The organism is Tamlana carrageenivorans (genome assembly GCF_002893765.1).
In the GTDB taxonomy this organism is placed as follows: domain Bacteria; phylum Bacteroidota; class Bacteroidia; order Flavobacteriales; family Flavobacteriaceae; genus Pseudotamlana; species Pseudotamlana carrageenivorans.
Genome location: NZ_CP025938.1, coordinates 3,053,247 through 3,069,879 on the forward strand (window position 1 = coordinate 3,053,247; position 16,633 = coordinate 3,069,879).

Below are 16,633 nucleotides of genomic sequence, written 5' to 3' on the forward strand. Positions count from 1 at the left end.
TACAAACTAGCAACTAAATATGTCAGAATATAGTCAAGAACAAGATGCCATTGAACAGCTCGCAGGAGGTGAATTTGAAAGAACCCCTGTACCGCAGTCTAAACTTAAAGGTTGGAAAAGTTTTATAGGAATGTATGCCGGCGAGCATGCTGCTGGAACAGAATTTATGATAGGCCCTTTATTTTTAACTGCTGGCGTAAGTGCCTTCGATTTAATAATTGGTTTACTTATAGGTAATATATTAGCGGTTTTAAGCTGGCGTTTTTTAACAGCAGAAATTGCAGTAAAAAACAGACTTACTTTATATTTTCAATTAGAGAAAATTTGTGGTAAAAAATTAGTCACGGGCTATAATTTAGCCAATGGTATATTATTTTGTTTTCTGGCAGGTTCTATGATAACGGTTTCGGCAACAGCAGTTGGTATACCTTTCGATATGCCCATGCCAAAACTAACAGATACCATGCCTAATGGTTTAACTTGGATTGTTATTGTAATCCTTATCGGGGCTGTTATTTCAATAATTGCAGCTAGAGGTTATGACACAGTTACCAAAGCAGCCAATTGGATGTCTCCTGTTATTGTTATTGCGTTTGTGGCTTGTGGAATTGTTGCTCTTAATCAATTAGGTGTTCGTAGTTTTTCAGATTTTTGGAATATCTGGGGAGAAGGCGGAGAGCCTTTTCCAGGACAAACAAAATTTACCTTTTGGCATGTTGTTATTTGGTCATGGTTTGCCAATGGAGCGATGCATATTGGTATGTCTGATTTGTCTGTGTTTAGATTCGCTAAGGAAGCAAAAGCAGGCTGGGCAACAGCAGCAGGGATGTATGTAGGGCATTATATGGCTTGGATTGCTGCGGCCCTATTATATGCGGTTTATTTAAAATCGCCAGAAGCTCAGGCCTTTTTAAGTAACGGCGAAGCACCTCCTGTAGCACCAGGACCTTTAGCTAATAATGCTATTGGAATCCTAGGAATTATTGCCGTTGTTTTAGCGGGATGGACTACAGCTAACCCTACCATATACAGAGCGGGATTAGCATTTCAGGCAATTTTACCTAAACTATCTACAGCTAAAGTAACAATATTAGCAGGTACAGTAGCAACCGTAGCAGGGTTATTCCCCGCCTTTGCGATGAAATTGTTAGGCTTTGTAGCGCTCTATGGTTTTATTCTTGCACCTTTTGGAGCCGTTATTGTCTTTGAACATTTTTTCCATAAACAAGCGGGTATTGTTAAAAATTATGCAGAATTAGCGCAACTATCGTTTAATAAATCTGTGTTTTTGGCATGGGCTATTAGTTTTGGTATTTTTTATTTTATTTCTATTCAGTTTGATGTGTTTTTATCCTTTGTAACACTGCCTGCGTGGTTATTATGTGGTGTGTTATTTTTAATATTTAGTAAAATGTATCAGAAGAAATTTTAAACTTTTTTATTAAAAATTTTTCATATAGTTTAGCCCTTTTTTAGGGCTAAACTTATATTATGATACTAGCCGATTTAATATTTATCTAAATATAAATTAGTCTTAGTTATTGAAGTAACGAAGCCTAAAACTTAAATAAGGTTGATGAAATTAAAATTATTTACAATAGGAGTACTTTTCTTACTTACATACTTTAAAATACAAGCTCAAGTAACAGGAATCATTTTAGATTCAGAAAGTCAAATACCTGTAGATTATGCTACTGTAGCATTATATAAAGTGGCGGATAGTACTTTGGTTAATGGCGTTATAACAAATGAACAGGGGTTTTTTCTTTAGATAACTTAAAGAAAGGAAATTACTACATAGCGGCCTCGTTTATAGGGTATACCACTAAAAAACTAAAACGTTTTTGGTAGATAAATCTCAATCTTTCATAGACCTTGGAACTTTGTATCTAGAACCTAGTTCGGAACGTTTAAATGAAGTGGTGGTTCAAGGTAAAAGGAGTTCGGTGGTTAATAAAGTTGACCGACAAGTTTTTTCAACGAAGAATTTTCAAAATGCCTTGAGTGGCAGTGGTGTGGATCTTTTAAAGAATGTACCATCTGTAAATTATTTGAAAATATTATTTTTAATCGATTGAAATACAGTGTGTTGGATTTTGTTTCAAAATCCTGCCACCCCGACGAACTTAGTAATAAGTTAAACTAAAACACTGTTAATCTTTTGATTTTCAGTGTTTTTTTTGTTTTTATGTGTTTGTTTGAATTCGTTTAAAACTAAATATTAGATGTGCAATTAGGTGTGTAGTAGTTTACACGAAATGTATTATCTTTAAGGAACTTTCGAGATTGATTTGACTTTTGATTTAACAGATATTGTTTAATTAAAGTCATTTAAAATGAAATCAAAAAATACCTTTACGGTTATTTTCTTCACTAGGAAATCAAGGAAAAATTCACATGAACTTTCTATTTATGTTCGAATAACAGTTAATGGCAAGCTATGCCGATTATTATTTCTTAGAAGCCTTACTTAGGAAACAACTATGGTATTAAAATGTAATAGCTTCAGCCAATTGCTTTGTAAAAATATAAACCGCATGCATTTTTTGTAAGTGGTTTATATTTTTTAATAGGTGAAGCTATAAGCTATGCACTATTTATTTGTTAAAGTACCTTCGTACATGGCTTGGTTCATGTCATTATACATGACATTTTCTTTAATGAGAATATCTATTGGTAGGTAAATCTTTTCATTAGGCGTTTTACCTTTTATTAAAAAATCGGTCATAATCCGTATAGCTTCATAACCTTGTTCAAAGGGTTTTTGGGATATTAAAAATGAAACCGCACCCTGTTTTAGGTAGGTCATGTTTTGCGGCGTATTATCGAATCCAATAATTTTAAAATTTTTATATCCACTTTCCTGAAAACAGTCTATTACTGCTGAGGTTCTACTCGAGGGAATAAATATACCTGCCAGTGCAGGAATCGTATTAAAAATTTGGTTTAACGGAGCTTTGGTTACTATCATTTAAACTTTCAATTTTTAAAGGCGTAATTCCAGCATTGATATGATGCTGTTTAAAATAATCATGAAACCCTTTTATACGTTTAGCAATAGCATTAACTTACCAGCAATATAACCAGAAGTATAAGAATCCTGACCGATATAAGCTACGTTATTGAATCCTTCAATATCGATGTTTAAAAAAATATAAGGGATTTGAAGGGTATCTAGTTGCTGCACAACCTTTTGGGGTTCTTCCAAAAACATAGGAGCAAAAATGACCGCTGTGGGTTGCGATTCTAATAAAACTTGAAAACTTTCAAAATAGGAGCTGGGCTGATACTGGTTAAACGTAAAGCACTGCACATGAATGCCTAAACTTTTTACATCGTCAATAGCTTTTAAAATTCCTAAATAAGGCGATTTCCAAAAGGCATCGGTGTCATTGTGTTCAGGGATTAAAATCGCAATAGTATGGGATCAATCCTAATTTTTGTGTTTATGCAAAAATTGTGGTTAATCTAAAAAGGATTTTAATTGATGTAAATAGATAATGTTTAATAATAAAATAAATGACCTAAAAAAGATGGTTATTGAGTAGAAGTAGAGTAGTTAACAATGAAAAATCCAAATAAATACTTAGAGAAAGAATTTAAAAGTGGATGAATTTAATTGACTAACAATTTTTTAGTTTACCTGTTTAAACCAGTAAAAACTTAATTTGCTACTGAGAAATCAAGTACATAATATTTTTTAACATCAAAAATAGTCAATTAAAGACAATTAGTATGAGTTGCTATAAAAAATATAAATGTTGTACCTATGTTGTACCCATACTTTTTTTAGAATAAAAAAAGGGCTTCAATTTCTTGAAACCCTTTTAGTACTTGTAGCGAGAGCGGGGCACGATCCCGCGACCTCCGGGTTATGAATCCGACGCTCTAACCAGCTGAGCTACCTCGCCATAATTTGAGGCTGCAAATATATAAACATTATTACAGTTACCAAACAGAACTGAAAAAAAATAATATTAAATTTTTTAGTCTTACTTCTCAATTAATGTATATATTGGCAATATAAATTTCTTAATTACTTATGGACGACAAAATTAGATTTGATATTGAATTTCAAATACACGCTTCCCCTCAACTTTTATATCAATATATTTCTACACCTTCGGGTTTATCGGAGTGGTTTTCGGATAACGTAAATTCGCGAGGTGAACTCTTTACTTTCATTTGGGATGGTAGTGAAGAAAAGGCAAAACTCTTAAATAAAAAAAGTGGTGAACGTGTTAAGTTTAGATGGATCGCTGATGAAGAAGATGGACTGTCTTGTTATTTTGAAATTCGAATCCAAGTTGATGAAATCACTAAAGATGTGTCTTTAATTATTACCGATTTTGCTGAAGATGATGAAGTCGATGAGTCTAAAATGCTTTGGACCAATCAAATTTCAAGTTTAAAGCAAGTATTAGGTTCTGCTTAATTACAAATAACATATTTTAAATTATATTTGTCCCGCTTACGCAAAAAAACGCCGTAAGCGGGATTTTTTATGACAAATTTTAACGGAACACTTTTAGACGGCAATGCTTTTTTATCAATTAAAAATAGGGGATACGCTTATGGCGATGCCCTTTTTGAAACCATAAAATCGAGTAGCGGAAAAATTTTGTTTTGGGAAGATCATTATTTTCGCTTGATGGCTTCTATGCGCATCATGCGTATGGAAATTCCGATGACGTTTACCATGGAGTTTTTAGAAAGTGAAATTCAGAAAACTCTTGAAGCTAATGGTTTTCAAAAGCAATCTGCCCGTGTAAAATTAAGTGTGCATAGAAATGAAGGCGGCCTTTATACGCCAAAAACCAACCAGGTGAGTTTTGTGATTGCCACCGATGAGCTTGCAGAAAGTTTTTATACCGTTTCAGAGGCGCTATATCAAGTCGATTTGTTTAAAGACTATTATGTGTCGCCAAGTTTATTATCTACCCTTAAAACTAATAATAAGGCTTTAAATGTGGTGGGTAGTATTTATGCTAAAGAGAACGATTTGGATAATTGTCTTTTACTAAATACCAATAAACAAGTTGTTGAGGCGTTAAATGGGAATGTTTTTCTTGTTAAAGGGAATACTATAAAAACACCACCATTAACCGATGGTTGTTTAAAAGGCGTTATGAGAACGCAACTTGTTGATATTATTAAAGCGCTTCCAGAGTATGAATTTGTGGAAGATTCAATCTCACCTTTCGAACTTCAAAAAGCAGATGAAATGTTTATTACCAACGTTATGGTTGGTATACAGTCTGTAAGTAAATACAGGAAGAAAACCTTTGCTAATGGCGTAGCAAAAAGTTTGCTTCAAAAACTAAATGTAAAAATTCGATTGAATTAGTTGTAACTCGGGTTTTCAGGGGCGTTAGACCAAATGCTATATTCACCACCGAATTCTAACATTTTTTCTTTCCAAAAAGATTCGTAGTCTTTTTCTATGATATCTTTTTCGTAAATATTTTCAGAAACTACCCAAGAATGTGATTTTAACTCCGAGTCTAATTGATTGGTATCCCAACCAGAATAACCTAAAAAGAAACGTATATCATTTTCATTAATGGTATTTTCCTTTATAAGTTCTGCAACACGATTAAAATCGCCTCCCCAATAAATTCCTAAAGAAATTTCAATACTGTTAGGTATCAGTTGTGGAATTTTATGGATAAAATATAAATTATCTTGTTCAACAGGGCCTCCATTGTACACTTTAAATGTAGCTTCAATTTCTGGAATTAATTCATTAATAGTGTAATCGAGGGGTTTGTTGAGAATAAAGCCTATAGAGCCTTCTTCAGAATGATCAGCTAATAAGACTATAGAACGGTTAAAAGAAACATCTCCAATAATTGCAGGTTCTGCAATCAATAAATTTCCTTTTTTGGGTTTTATTGTCACCATATGTTGAGGGATTTAGTAACTAAAACTAATATTAATTTATTAATAATGCAACAATTTTAAGGATATATAAAGAAAAAGCCTCCAAATGGAGGCTTTTGTATAATATAAAGAAGTAAATTATTAGTTTACTGCATTTGATAAATCAGAACCAGCTTTAAACTTTACAATGTTTTTAGCTGCAATTTTGATAGTTTCTCCTGTTTGAGGGTTTCTTCCGTCTCTAGCAGCTCTGTTAGAAACTGACCAAGAACCAAATCCTACTAAAGAAACTCTATTTCCTTTTTTTAAAGCTCCTTCAATTTCAGTTAACGCACATTCTAAAGCTTTCTTTGCAGCAGCTTTAGTGATTCCAGCGTGTTCTGCCATTGCGTCGATTAAATCTGTTTTGTTCATAATGTATAATTTAATTATTAATAAAAGTTGGATAACATTTTTGTTTAAATCCTTTACAAATTTATACGGATTATCAAATCATGCAAGTAATAGCAAGGGAAATACCTAGATTTGTTAATAACTTAACGCATTTGTTAATAAAGATGATGTCGTTTGTCGGATATATTGATAATATCAGTGTTAATAAGGGTTTACAGCATTTTAGCGTTTTCTTCAAAGGTATATCCATTTAAAAGGGACGGAATGTCCATGGCGCGTTTCCCAGGAAGCTTAATTTCTTTCAAAATAAGGTAACCTTCTGTTACTGCTATTTTTAACGTTTTTTTGGTGGCAACAATGGTTCCGTTACTTAAGTTGTGGTCTTCTATTTCTTTTTCAGTAGCATAAATTTTAACATCTGGTTGCTCTTCTCCATTAACTAAAGTACACCACGCGGCAGGGTAGGGGCTTAGCCCTCGAATATGATTAAAAATGGCGTCAATAGGAGCATTCCAGTTAATTTTACAATTGTCCTTGTTGAGTTTATAGGCTGTTTTTATGTCTTCTGAAATTATCTGTGGCACAGTTGTAACCTCATTTTTTTCTATGGCGTTAACGGTCTTTATAACCAATTGGCTTCCGGTAACCATAAGTTTGTCATGAAGACTCCCCGCGTTTTCATTGGGATCGATAGCCACTTTTTCTTGCAAAATCATATCGCCAGTGTCAATTTCTTCATCAATAAAAAAGGTCGAAACTCCAGTTTCTATTTCTCCATTTATAATGGCCCAGTTTATAGGTGCTGCACCTCGGTAGTTAGGAAGCAGTGAGGCGTGTAAGTTAAAAGTACCGTATTCCGGCATTTGCCAAACCACTTTTGGAAGCATTCTAAAGGCAACCACAATTTGTAAATTTGCATTTAAAGCTTTTAATGCTTCTAAAAAATTTTCGCTCTTTAAATTGGTTGGTTGCAAAATTTTTAAATTTTTAGAAAGGGCATATTTTTTCACGGCACTTTCATTAAGTTTTCTCCCGCGGCCTGCAGGTTTGTCTGGCGCCGTAATAACACCAACTATATTTTTATGGTGTTCAACTAAGGTTTTTAAGGTATCTACAGCAAAATCTGGGGTGCCCATAAATACGATTCTTAAATCTTTCATTTCTGATGTCTTTGTTATTGTATCGTCATTTTACAAATGACTTAATTTATATGTATTTTTTTGTGTAATACTAATAATTTGATGCTCCAAAAGTAATTTTAATACCGCTTTTAAATCGTTTTCCGAACAATTAATGGTTTCTAAAAGGGCTCTAGAAGAATAATCGCCAGATTCTAAAACACCAATAACCCGTTTTTTGAGTGCCTGAAGATCTGTTGTCGAAGTTTTTTTATTTTTCTTTTGAATACATACCGAACAAATGTTGCAATCTTCAATTTCTGTTTCGCCAAAGTAGGAGAGCAGTTGCACGCTTTTGCATATCGAATCGTTTTCAATATAATCGAGCATGGCCTTTACTTGATTTTGTTTCAGTTTGTTTTGTTGTTTAATTATAGGGGCAATTCTATTTATTGTTTTTTCATCTTCTCGGGGTTCAATAAATGTTACCTGAGCATCGGTTTTAGCTAAGTTTAAAGTGATAATTTCATCGTCTTCTAACTGTTCCAAGGTACTTATTACTAGGGATTCAGGAATCGATGCTTTTTTAGCGACCTTTTTTAAATCTATTTTTGTTAAGTTGTCGAAAATGCCGCCATACATTCTTAAAATAGATTTTACAATAATTCCGAAATTTTCATGGGTATCTAAATAATTAAAAAGAGCATTGTTAGAAATAATAAATTGTAAGGTGACTTTATTTTTAAATTGTTTAGATAGGGTAATAACGCTGTTTCTATCCAAGAAAAGCAATGCATTATAGCATAAAATTGATGGAAATTGATAAGTTTTACAGAAACGATTAAAATCGAAGTCGAAGGTTTCGTATTCACCTTCACCATAAGAGATTTGAAAATAACTACACAGTTTTCTGTAAACTTGTTTTATGAAATCAACTGGAGGAAGTGTGCTTAAAAATTGATTTTTAACCATGGTTTCATCGCTGTTGTTTTTTAGGATTACAGCAAAAGCCTTATGGCCATTTCTGCCTGCACGCCCAGCTTCTTGGAAATAGCTTTCAATACTTTCTGGTAAATTAAGATGAATAACGGTTTTAACATCGGGTTTATCGATTCCCATACCAAAGGCATTTGTGGCTACCATGACCTGCGACTGGTTTTGCAGCCAAGCTGTCATATGCTTTTCCTTTTCATCATTATTTAATCCGCCATGATAAAAAGTGGCACTTATGTTTTTAGATTTTAAAAATGCCGATATTTCAATAGTAGCTTTCCTATTTCTAACATAAACAATGGAAGGCGCAGGGTTCTTTTTTAAAATGGTTTCTAGGCGGTAATGTTTATCATTTTCATGAAAAACCATATAGGCCAAATTTGGTCTTGAAAAGGAATTTTTAAAAATTTTAGGCTGAATAAAATCCAGTTCTTTTATGATATCAGAAACCACTTCTGGTCGCGCCGAAGCCGTTAATGCTACAACGTTTGCCGAGGGACGTATTCGTCTAAGTAAAGCTATGTTCTTATAGGCGGGCCTAAAATCACTGCCCCATTGAGAAATACAATGTGCTTCGTCAACAGCAATTAAATTTACATTCATGAGTCGAATACGATCTTGAACCAACTCTTGTTGCAAGCGTTCTGGCGATAAATAGAGAAACTTATAGTTACCATATATACAATTGTCCAGCATCGTGTCTAACTGGCTGTAACTTATACCGCTAGTAAGTGCCATGGCTTTAATTCCTTTTTCATTTAATGCCTGTACTTGGTCTTTCATTAAGGCAATTAATGGCGAAATCACGATACAAATACCTTCTTTTGCTAAGGCTGGAATTTGGAAACATATAGATTTGCCGCCTCCTGTTGGTAATAGCACGAAAGTATCTCCCCCCTCAATAACCGCATTGATTATAGCCTCCTGCTCTGGTCTAAAACTGGTAAAATTCCAATAGCGTTCTAATATGTTTATAGGGTGTACCAAGTTAGAGGTTTATGGATTTTAAGATGAAATTTGTGCGGTTTTCTACGGTGTCGAAAGGTACGTCAATTAGGTTATAGTGGTAAGATTTATAGGTGTTTATGATGTGTTTATGTATGCTTTCAGCTTGCTCAAAAGTTTCGTAGCGTTCGCTGTCGCTGGTGTATATGGAAGCCCAAGGTTTTAAAATAAATACCAGGTCGTATTTGATATTTTTGCAAGCATTTTTAAACTCAGAAGGATAAACGTCTCCTATAAAATCCATGTAAGCTAAGACATCATGAACACCGCGATCGAAAAATATGGTTTTATTTTTTTGGTTTTCAGCATCTTTATATTGTTGGAGTCTTCCTTTAAGAAGCAGGTCACTAAACATGAGTGGGTCGGTTAGAAATAGCTGATCGATGCCCTTATTTTGAGCTTCAATAATAACTTCACGAGAAATTTCTTCCATACAAGGAAATCCTCTTTTTATTAATTCGTTAATTAATGTAGACTTTCCTGTACCTGGACCTCCTGTTATTATAATTTTTTTCGTGTTCAAATCGGCTATATTTGCTGTAAAAATCGGAATTTAGCCGCGATAAAAAAAATTGAAATTCATCTAAGCTTGTTTTGTTAGCCTACTTATTGTTATCTTTTTTGTTTAATTGAAGTATTCATCAAGAAAATCATACCGATAAGAATGGATGAAGTTGTATATTTGCATAAGAAAATAAGACTATGAACGCAGCTCCTAATTCGGAAGAATTTTATAAAAAATTAAAAGAACAATTATACGATACAGCGCAATGGCCATCGGAATATCTATATAAATTTATAGTCCTTTCTACCCCTGAAAAAATACTTCAAGTAGAAAATATTTTTGATAATTTAGGAGCGGTTATCGACACGAAAGCATCTAAAAACGGGAAATACACTAGCATTTCGATTAATGTTACCATGAAAGACCCTGAAGCCATCATTGCCAAGTATAAAGAAGTTGCAGAAAATGTTGAAGGCGTTATAAGTCTTTAGTTTTTTTTTGTACTTTGCGCATGCAGAAACACTTCATGCAATACAATAAAACTCTACACATTTATTTTGATTGATAATTTAGAATATAACACAGAGCGTGAACATTTAATCATTCCGGAGTACGGAAGGCACATGCAGAAAATGATTAATTACGCCAAATCCCTAGAATTCAAAGAAGAACGTAATAAAGTCGCAAAAGGCATTATTGCGGTCATGGGAAATATGCAACCGCATTTAAGAGATGTTCCCGATTTTCAGCATAAACTTTGGGACCAAATGTTTATTATGTCTAATTTTGAATTAGATGCCGATTCGCCTTACCCGATTCCAACAAAGGAAATCTACGAAGAACGTCCAGAACCACTACGATACCCGCAAAATTTCCCTAAATACCGTTTTTATGGGAATAATATTAAAACCATGATAGACGTGGCTAATACTTGGGAAGATGGTGAGTTAAAAGAGGCTTTAATTTATACGATTGCAAATCATATGAAAAAGTGCTTTTTAAATTGGAACAAGGACACCGTAGAAGATGCTGTAATTTACGATCATTTATATGAACTTTCTGGTGGAAAAATTAATTTGAAAAACTCGGAAGAAGATTTATCAGATGCAAACAGCTTGATGCGTTCTAAAACGAAATTTTCAACTAGTAATACCAAGAAAACCCATCATAAAAAGAATAATTCCAATAACCGACAAAGAAAACGCTATTAAATTCCATGGGAACATTTAAAATTGAAGGCGGTCACCAATTAAAAGGAAGCATTCAGCCTCAGGGTGCTAAAAATGAAGCATTACAAATTTTATGTGCTGTTTTATTAACGCCCGAAGTGGTTACAATTCATAATATTCCAAATATTATTGATGTCAATAAATTAATGGCATTGTTAGAACACTTAGGTGTTAAAATTAATAAGCTAGGGAAAGGGTCTTACACTTTTCAAGCCGATGCGGTTAATCTAAGCTATTTAGAATCCGATCAATTTAAAATTGATGGTCGCGGCTTGCGAGGCTCCATTATGATTGTTGGGCCGCTACTGGCACGTTTTGGAAAAGGGTTTATTCCTAAACCTGGAGGTGATAAAATTGGACGTCGTCGTTTGGATACACATTTCGAAGGTCTAATCAATTTAGGCGCTAAGTTTCGATACAGTAAAGAAGAGCAGTTTTATGGCGTTGAAGCTAAAAAACTAAAAGGTACTTATATGTTGCTTGAAGAAGCTTCGGTAACTGGAACAGCCAATATATTGATGGCAGCGGTTTTAGCTGAAGGTAAAACAACCATCTATAATGCTGCTTGCGAGCCCTATTTACAGCAACTTTGTAAGATGCTAAATAGAATGGGCGCTAAAATTAGCGGTGTAGGTTCTAATTTATTAGAAATTGAAGGTGTGGATAGCCTTGGCGGAACCGAGCATACCATGCTGCCCGATATGATTGAAATTGGAAGTTGGATTGGTTTAGCTGCAATGACTAAAAGTGAACTTACCATTACCAATGTATCATGGCATGATTTGGGATTAATTCCTGAAACGTTTAGAAAGTTAGGAATTACCGTGGAAAAGAGCGGTGATGACATTTATATCCCTGCTCATACCAATGGGTATGAAATACAAAGTTTTATTGATGGTTCCATTTTAAATATTTCTGATGCACCATGGCCAGGGTTTACTCCAGATTTATTAAGCATCATATTAGTTGTTGCTACACAGGCTCGAGGTAGTGTTTTAATTCACCAAAAAATGTTTGAAAGCCGTTTGTTTTTCGTAGACAAACTGATAGACATGGGGGCGAAAATTATACTTTGTGACCCGCATAGGGCTACCGTTATTGGTCATGATTTTAAATCGACTTTAAAGGCCACAACAATGACCTCTCCAGATATTCGTGCGGGGGTTTCATTGTTAATCGCGGCACTTTCAGCAAAAGGAACATCTTCCATTCAAAATATAGAACAAATAGATCGTGGGTATGAAAATATCGACGAACGTTTACGTGCTATTGGAGCAAAAATAGAACGTGTGGATTAAATAAAAACGGCCTAAAATATTTATACCGAATTTAGACTTGTTTTAATATTTTAAACCAAGTCTTTTTTTGTTCTTTTTACAAGGTATTTCATTGGAACAATAAATGTAAATGCAAAGTGGCTTGTGGAACTTGAAGAATAACAATGTTTAAACAGGTCATAAAAAACCCTTGCAAATAAAGAATTAGCAAGGGTGTTATTCCTATTAAGGTCTGCCTTTTAACCTTTTTTCAATTTTTTGTTTAATCGCCGTCAATCGTTTCATAAGATCCATGATTTCAGGATCTTTTTGTTCTTTATAAATGGTGTTTAAACTTAATATTAGGTCTTTTACTTCTCTTGAGGATTCAATGCGCTCACTAGTCGTTTTAAACGTGTGTTTACGTTGCTCGAATTCTAAAGCTCGGTCAATTATCTCCATACGGTGTGTTTAATCTTTATATAATTTTAAGGGAAGTGACGAGTAGTTTTTCATCACAATTTGCCAATATAATGAAATTTATGAAATTTTCAATTTTTATCTTAAATATTTATAGAAATTTTACATTAGTGTCCGATAAAAGATTTTAAAAGCGGGATTTCCAAGATAGGATTTCCCGCTTATTTTGTATCTTGAAGTTATCACACATCCAAGATATGAATAAAAGTAAAAACTTTAGCGGACACCCCATAATCAAACAGGTATTAAATTTCATTTTGCCCAAAGATGTTCATCGGACAGCCAAAAAGCACAACAGCGATCGCTATACCAAAAAGTTTACCACCTATGAGCATTTGGCCACTATGGTATTTACCGTGATCAGTGGCTGTAGCTCACTTCGTGAGGTTTCCAGTATTATGCTTGCCTGCGAGGGAAAGATCAACCATCTAGGACTCACGGACTTTCCAAAACGCAGTACCTTGTCAGATGCTAACAGGAGAAGAAGCTCTGAAGTATTTGCCGATATTTATCATTTACTCTACAAACGTTACCATCGCTTTTTATCGGACAGCAGACCCTTAGAACCTGCAGTGAAGAACCTTAAAATCGTTGATTCCTCGACCATCCCCCTATTTAGCGACATTCTTAAAGGTGTAGGAAGGAACCCGCTCAACGGCAAAAAGAAAGGAGGTATCAAGATGCATACTATGATAAACGCCATGGAAGACGTTCCTTGTCTGATTAAGTTTTCAAGCGCGGCCACGCACGACCACACCTTTTTAAAAGACCTGGAACTCAAGAAGGGCTCTTATGTGGTTTTTGACAAAGGGTATGTGGATTATGAGCAATACCAAAAATGGACACTGGAAGATGTTTACTTTGTGACTCGGCAAAAGGACAATGCTCGCTATACAAGCCTTGAAGAGTTTGATATCTCCAATAAAGTGGACGATGCTGTCTTAAAGGACGAAAAAATAGGGCTTACGGACAAAAACGGCAATGCTTTTTCCCTGAGGAGAATCGCTTTTTGGCACGAAAAGCACCAAAAAGTTTATGAGTTCATCACTAATAATTATGATCTTGACGCAGACAAAATAGCCGACATCTATAAAAATAGGTGGCAGATTGAGACGATGTTCAAGCGGCTTAAACAGAACTTTCCGCTAAAGTATTTTTTGGGAGACAATCAAAATGCCATCGAAATACAAATCTGGGTCAGTTTGATAATCCAGCTCATTATGCTTGTGATCCAAAGAAAAGCCCAAAGAAACTGGGCTTATTCCAATATGATGTCCGTCATACGATACCATTTGATGACATATATCGATTTGTTCAAATTCCTGAAAAACCCAGAAGCTAATTGGGAAGAGATTACAACCAAAAACATTGGGCAATTAAGCCTTTTTGACCCATAAGGAGGTTCTGTTTTCAAAATAAAGAGTGCGATCAATAAAAAAGGCCAACACCAAAGCTTTTTTAGCTAATTCTGTTTTTTATCGGACAACAATAGAAATTTTAATACTCTTTAATGAAAAGTACCTGCTTTCTTTTTTACTTATTAAAGTATTAGGACTAAACCTTGAGCATATTTTTAAATTGAAGGGGCAAAGCGGTAAATAATTTATTTTTATGCTTTTGTTAACAAAAATCGATTTTTCGATACTTAATTTTAGAGCTACTTAAAATTTCAAAAAAACAATTTAAATGAAAAAATTACTATTACTATTTATGACTTGTGCTACAGTATATGCTGTCAATGCTCAGGTAAACACACCGCAACCAAGTCCAGCATCAAAACTTGAACAAAAAGTTGGTTTAACAGATGTGACTATTGAATATTCACGACCAGGCGTAAAAGACCGTAAAATTTTTGGTGATTTAGTGCCATTTGGTAAAGTTTGGCGTACTGGTGCTAATAAAAATACCATCATTACATTCAGTACCGATGCTACCATTGCAAATCATAAGGTAAAAGCAGGGTCTTATGCCGTTTTTACAGAGCCAGGCGAAAGTCTTTGGAAAGTATATTTTTATGCTGATACCGAAAATTGGGGAACACCTAAAAAATGGGATGAATCTAAAGTGGTGGCAGTAACTTCTGTAAAAGCTCACGAAGTGCCTTTTAACGTAGAAACCTTTACATTAGATATCAATAGTATTACAAATGGAGGTGCAAACATTGAACTTATTTGGGAAAAAACATACATTGCTATTCCTTTTACGGTGCCAACAGATGATGCCGTTTTAGCTAGTATTAATGATGTAATGAGTGGTACTCCTAAAGCAAGTGACTATTATGCGGCTGCTTCATACTATTTACAGGAAGGAAAAAATCCTAATCAAGCTATGGAGTGGATTGATAAAGCAGTAGACATGACTAAAGAGAAACCTCTTTTTTACTATATTAGAAAACAGTCTTTAATTCATGCAAAAGCTGGTGATACTAAAGGCGCTATAGCTGCGGCAAGAAAATCATTAGAGTTAGCAAAAATTGCAGGCAATGATGATTATGTTAAAATGAATGAAGATTTCTTGAAAGAATGGTTGGGCAAATAATGCGCTTTATTCTTTAAAACAGATCATAGAAGCGAAGCCAGTCTAAAATGGCTTTTAATAAAGAAGTGTCAGCTTGTGCCTGTCGAAACCTATATGAGCAACATGCGTTGTGATATTTCGACAAGTTCAAGTTGACATTTTTATTACTCTAGTCTGTAAACTTAGCCTCGTAATTCATTTTCTTTCTTTTATCACCATAACACATTCTGTGTTGTTCCTACACGATTATTCGTGATTTATTCAATATCTTTAGCCTCATTTAGAAAGCTTGAAACCTGGATAGGCGTTTTGAGTATTCTAGTGATTGAAACATCTAACCCACTATTTTTATGATTGTTTTAAGCGTTATTGAAGCAGGTGAAGGTTTGGGCGGTACATCAATGGCAGAGCGTTACATGCTTATATACATGATTAATGTTTTAGCTATTATTGTCGTGTTGTTTATTGCGTTTTTCGTGATGTTTAATATTCGTAAAAATAAACTCCTGCAAGATAAAATTAAGCGCGAACAAGAATTTGAAACCCAGATAGCTATTGCTAAAGCCGAAACTCAAGAACAGATTTTAAAAGATATTGCCTGGGAGTTACACGATAGCGTAGGGCAATTATTAATTTTTGGAAATATGCAGGCCGGCGGACTTCTACGTTTGTGTCCTGAGACTTTAGAAAATAAAGTATTAGAAATTCATGAAACCTTAAAATCGAGTTTAACCGAAGTTAGGGCTTTATCTAAAACCCTTAATGGAGATGTGGTTTTAGATTTGGGTTTTGAAAAATCGATTTCTAACGAACTGTTGCGCCTAGAGCGTATGCGCTTTGATAAAGCAACTCTTCAGGTTATTGGTAATCAACAACAATTTATACGTAGTAAAGATGAAGTGATGCTTTTTAGGATAATTCAAGAGTTTTTATCGAATTCTGTAAAATATTCCCTAGCCAAAACAATCAATATCTCTATGGATTACCAATCCGATTTTTTAATCGTTATAGCTAAAGATGATGGACAAGGTTTTGATATGGACACCGTAGAAAAGGGCTCTGGACTTATTAATATAAATAGCCGTGCAAAATTGATTAATGCCGAATTAACGTTGAATAGTGCGCCTGGAGAAGGGGTGGAGTTAATTATTCGTTATCCGCTAAGCAAAGCTAAGCATGAAGACGCTTTGGTTTAAAATAAGATTTTGACGTCTAAAAAAATTATGAAGGGCTTAAATCTTGCCTTCGAATTCA

19 protein-coding genes and 1 tRNA gene are annotated in these 16,633 nt (G+C 34.3%); 11 read left to right on the forward strand and 9 right to left on the reverse strand.

From position 1 onward, the window contains the following. Positions 1-19: 19 nt before the first annotated feature. The 3 genes from C1A40_RS13235 (at position 20) to C1A40_RS13245 (ending at position 2,078) form a co-directional block, all read left to right on the forward strand. Positions 20-1,432 (forward strand): purine-cytosine permease family protein, encoded by a 1,413-nt coding sequence (locus C1A40_RS13235; protein ID WP_102996302.1) that lies wholly within the window; start codon positions 20-22, stop codon positions 1,430-1,432. 144 nt (positions 1,433-1,576) lie between these two features. Then, positions 1,577-1,771 (forward strand): hypothetical protein, encoded by a 195-nt coding sequence (locus C1A40_RS13240; RefSeq protein ID WP_102996303.1) that lies wholly within the window; start codon positions 1,577-1,579, stop codon positions 1,769-1,771. Between the two features lie 73 nt (positions 1,772-1,844). Further along, positions 1,845-2,078, forward strand: a complete 234-nt coding sequence (locus tag C1A40_RS13245; RefSeq protein WP_102996304.1) for a hypothetical protein — start codon at positions 1,845-1,847, stop codon at positions 2,076-2,078. 515 nt (positions 2,079-2,593) lie between these two features. On the opposite strand, the gene C1A40_RS13250 is transcribed toward C1A40_RS13245, so the two are convergent. From C1A40_RS13250 to C1A40_RS13260, 3 genes are all read right to left on the reverse strand, one after another. Continuing rightward, complete coding sequence (locus C1A40_RS13250; RefSeq protein WP_102996305.1) at positions 2,594-2,971, reverse strand: substrate-binding domain-containing protein; 378 nt, start codon at positions 2,969-2,971, stop codon at positions 2,594-2,596. A 72-nt stretch (positions 2,972-3,043) separates the two neighbouring features. Beyond that, positions 3,044-3,418: a substrate-binding domain-containing protein gene (locus C1A40_RS13255; protein WP_102996306.1), complete on the reverse strand. Its 375-nt coding sequence runs from the start codon at positions 3,416-3,418 to the stop codon at positions 3,044-3,046. A 419-nt stretch (positions 3,419-3,837) separates the two neighbouring features. After that, positions 3,838-3,911: transfer RNA gene (locus C1A40_RS13260), tRNA-Met, on the reverse strand. 131 nt (positions 3,912-4,042) lie between these two features. On the opposite strand from C1A40_RS13260, the gene C1A40_RS13265 reads away from it, so the two are divergent. Next, positions 4,043-4,435, forward strand: coding sequence for an START-like domain-containing protein (locus C1A40_RS13265; protein ID WP_102996307.1), 393 nt, complete (start codon positions 4,043-4,045; stop codon positions 4,433-4,435). A 69-nt stretch (positions 4,436-4,504) separates the two neighbouring features. Then, a complete protein-coding gene (locus C1A40_RS13270; RefSeq protein WP_102996308.1) occupies positions 4,505-5,347 on the forward strand; it encodes an aminotransferase class IV in 843 nt (280 codons plus the stop codon). On the opposite strand, the gene C1A40_RS13275 is transcribed toward C1A40_RS13270, so the two are convergent. The 5 genes from C1A40_RS13275 to C1A40_RS13295 form a co-directional block, all read right to left on the reverse strand. Next, the gene (locus C1A40_RS13275; RefSeq protein WP_102996309.1) at positions 5,344-5,904 is read right to left on the reverse strand and encodes a YqgE/AlgH family protein; all 561 of its coding nucleotides are present in this window, start codon (positions 5,902-5,904) and stop codon (positions 5,344-5,346) included. The genes C1A40_RS13270 and C1A40_RS13275 overlap by 4 nt on opposite strands. A 120-nt stretch (positions 5,905-6,024) precedes the next feature. Next, a complete protein-coding gene (locus C1A40_RS13280; protein ID WP_067147527.1) occupies positions 6,025-6,297 on the reverse strand; it encodes an HU family DNA-binding protein in 273 nt (90 codons plus the stop codon). 191 nt (positions 6,298-6,488) lie between these two features. Beyond that, positions 6,489-7,436, reverse strand: a complete 948-nt coding sequence (gene fmt, locus C1A40_RS13285; protein WP_102996310.1) for a methionyl-tRNA formyltransferase — start codon at positions 7,434-7,436, stop codon at positions 6,489-6,491. A gap of 30 nt (positions 7,437-7,466) precedes the next feature. Beyond that, positions 7,467-9,374 (reverse strand): RecQ family ATP-dependent DNA helicase, encoded by a 1,908-nt coding sequence (locus C1A40_RS13290; protein WP_102996311.1) that lies wholly within the window; start codon positions 9,372-9,374, stop codon positions 7,467-7,469. A 1-nt stretch (position 9,375) separates the two neighbouring features. Next, a complete protein-coding gene (locus C1A40_RS13295) occupies positions 9,376-9,915 on the reverse strand; it encodes an AAA family ATPase (RefSeq protein WP_102996312.1) in 540 nt (179 codons plus the stop codon). Between the two features lie 179 nt (positions 9,916-10,094). Between C1A40_RS13295 and C1A40_RS13300 the strand changes: the two genes are divergently transcribed. From C1A40_RS13300 to murA, 3 genes are all read left to right on the forward strand, one after another. Beyond that, entirely contained in the window at positions 10,095-10,388 is a 294-nt protein-coding gene (locus C1A40_RS13300; protein ID WP_102996313.1) for a DUF493 family protein, read from the forward strand. A 66-nt stretch (positions 10,389-10,454) separates the two neighbouring features. Beyond that, positions 10,455-11,108: a DUF4290 domain-containing protein gene (locus C1A40_RS13305; RefSeq protein WP_102996314.1), complete on the forward strand. Its 654-nt coding sequence runs from the start codon at positions 10,455-10,457 to the stop codon at positions 11,106-11,108. 5 nt (positions 11,109-11,113) lie between these two features. After that, positions 11,114-12,424: a UDP-N-acetylglucosamine 1-carboxyvinyltransferase gene (gene murA / locus C1A40_RS13310; RefSeq protein WP_102996315.1), complete on the forward strand. Its 1,311-nt coding sequence runs from the start codon at positions 11,114-11,116 to the stop codon at positions 12,422-12,424. Between the two features lie 204 nt (positions 12,425-12,628). Here the strand turns inward: murA and C1A40_RS13315 are convergent, their stop codons facing one another. Continuing rightward, positions 12,629-12,844, reverse strand: a complete 216-nt coding sequence (locus tag C1A40_RS13315) for a hypothetical protein (protein ID WP_102996316.1) — start codon at positions 12,842-12,844, stop codon at positions 12,629-12,631. A 215-nt stretch (positions 12,845-13,059) separates the two neighbouring features. Here C1A40_RS13315 and C1A40_RS13320 point away from each other — a divergent pair, with 215 nt between their 5' ends. The 3 genes from C1A40_RS13320 to C1A40_RS13335 all read left to right on the forward strand — a co-directional run bounded on the left by C1A40_RS13320 (position 13,060) and on the right by C1A40_RS13335 (position 16,575). Further along, positions 13,060-14,259 carry an IS4 family transposase gene (locus C1A40_RS13320; protein ID WP_102994434.1) on the forward strand — a complete coding sequence of 400 codons (1,200 nt, stop codon included), beginning with the start codon at positions 13,060-13,062 and terminating at the stop codon, positions 14,257-14,259. A gap of 289 nt (positions 14,260-14,548) precedes the next feature. Further along, on the forward strand, positions 14,549-15,400 hold the full coding sequence (locus C1A40_RS13330) for a DUF2911 domain-containing protein (RefSeq protein WP_102996318.1): 852 nt from the start codon (positions 14,549-14,551) through the stop codon (positions 15,398-15,400). Positions 15,401-15,729: 329 nt separating this feature from the next. Further along, positions 15,730-16,575: a sensor histidine kinase gene (locus C1A40_RS13335; protein WP_102996319.1), complete on the forward strand. Its 846-nt coding sequence runs from the start codon at positions 15,730-15,732 to the stop codon at positions 16,573-16,575. Positions 16,576-16,633: the final 58 nt, after the last annotated feature.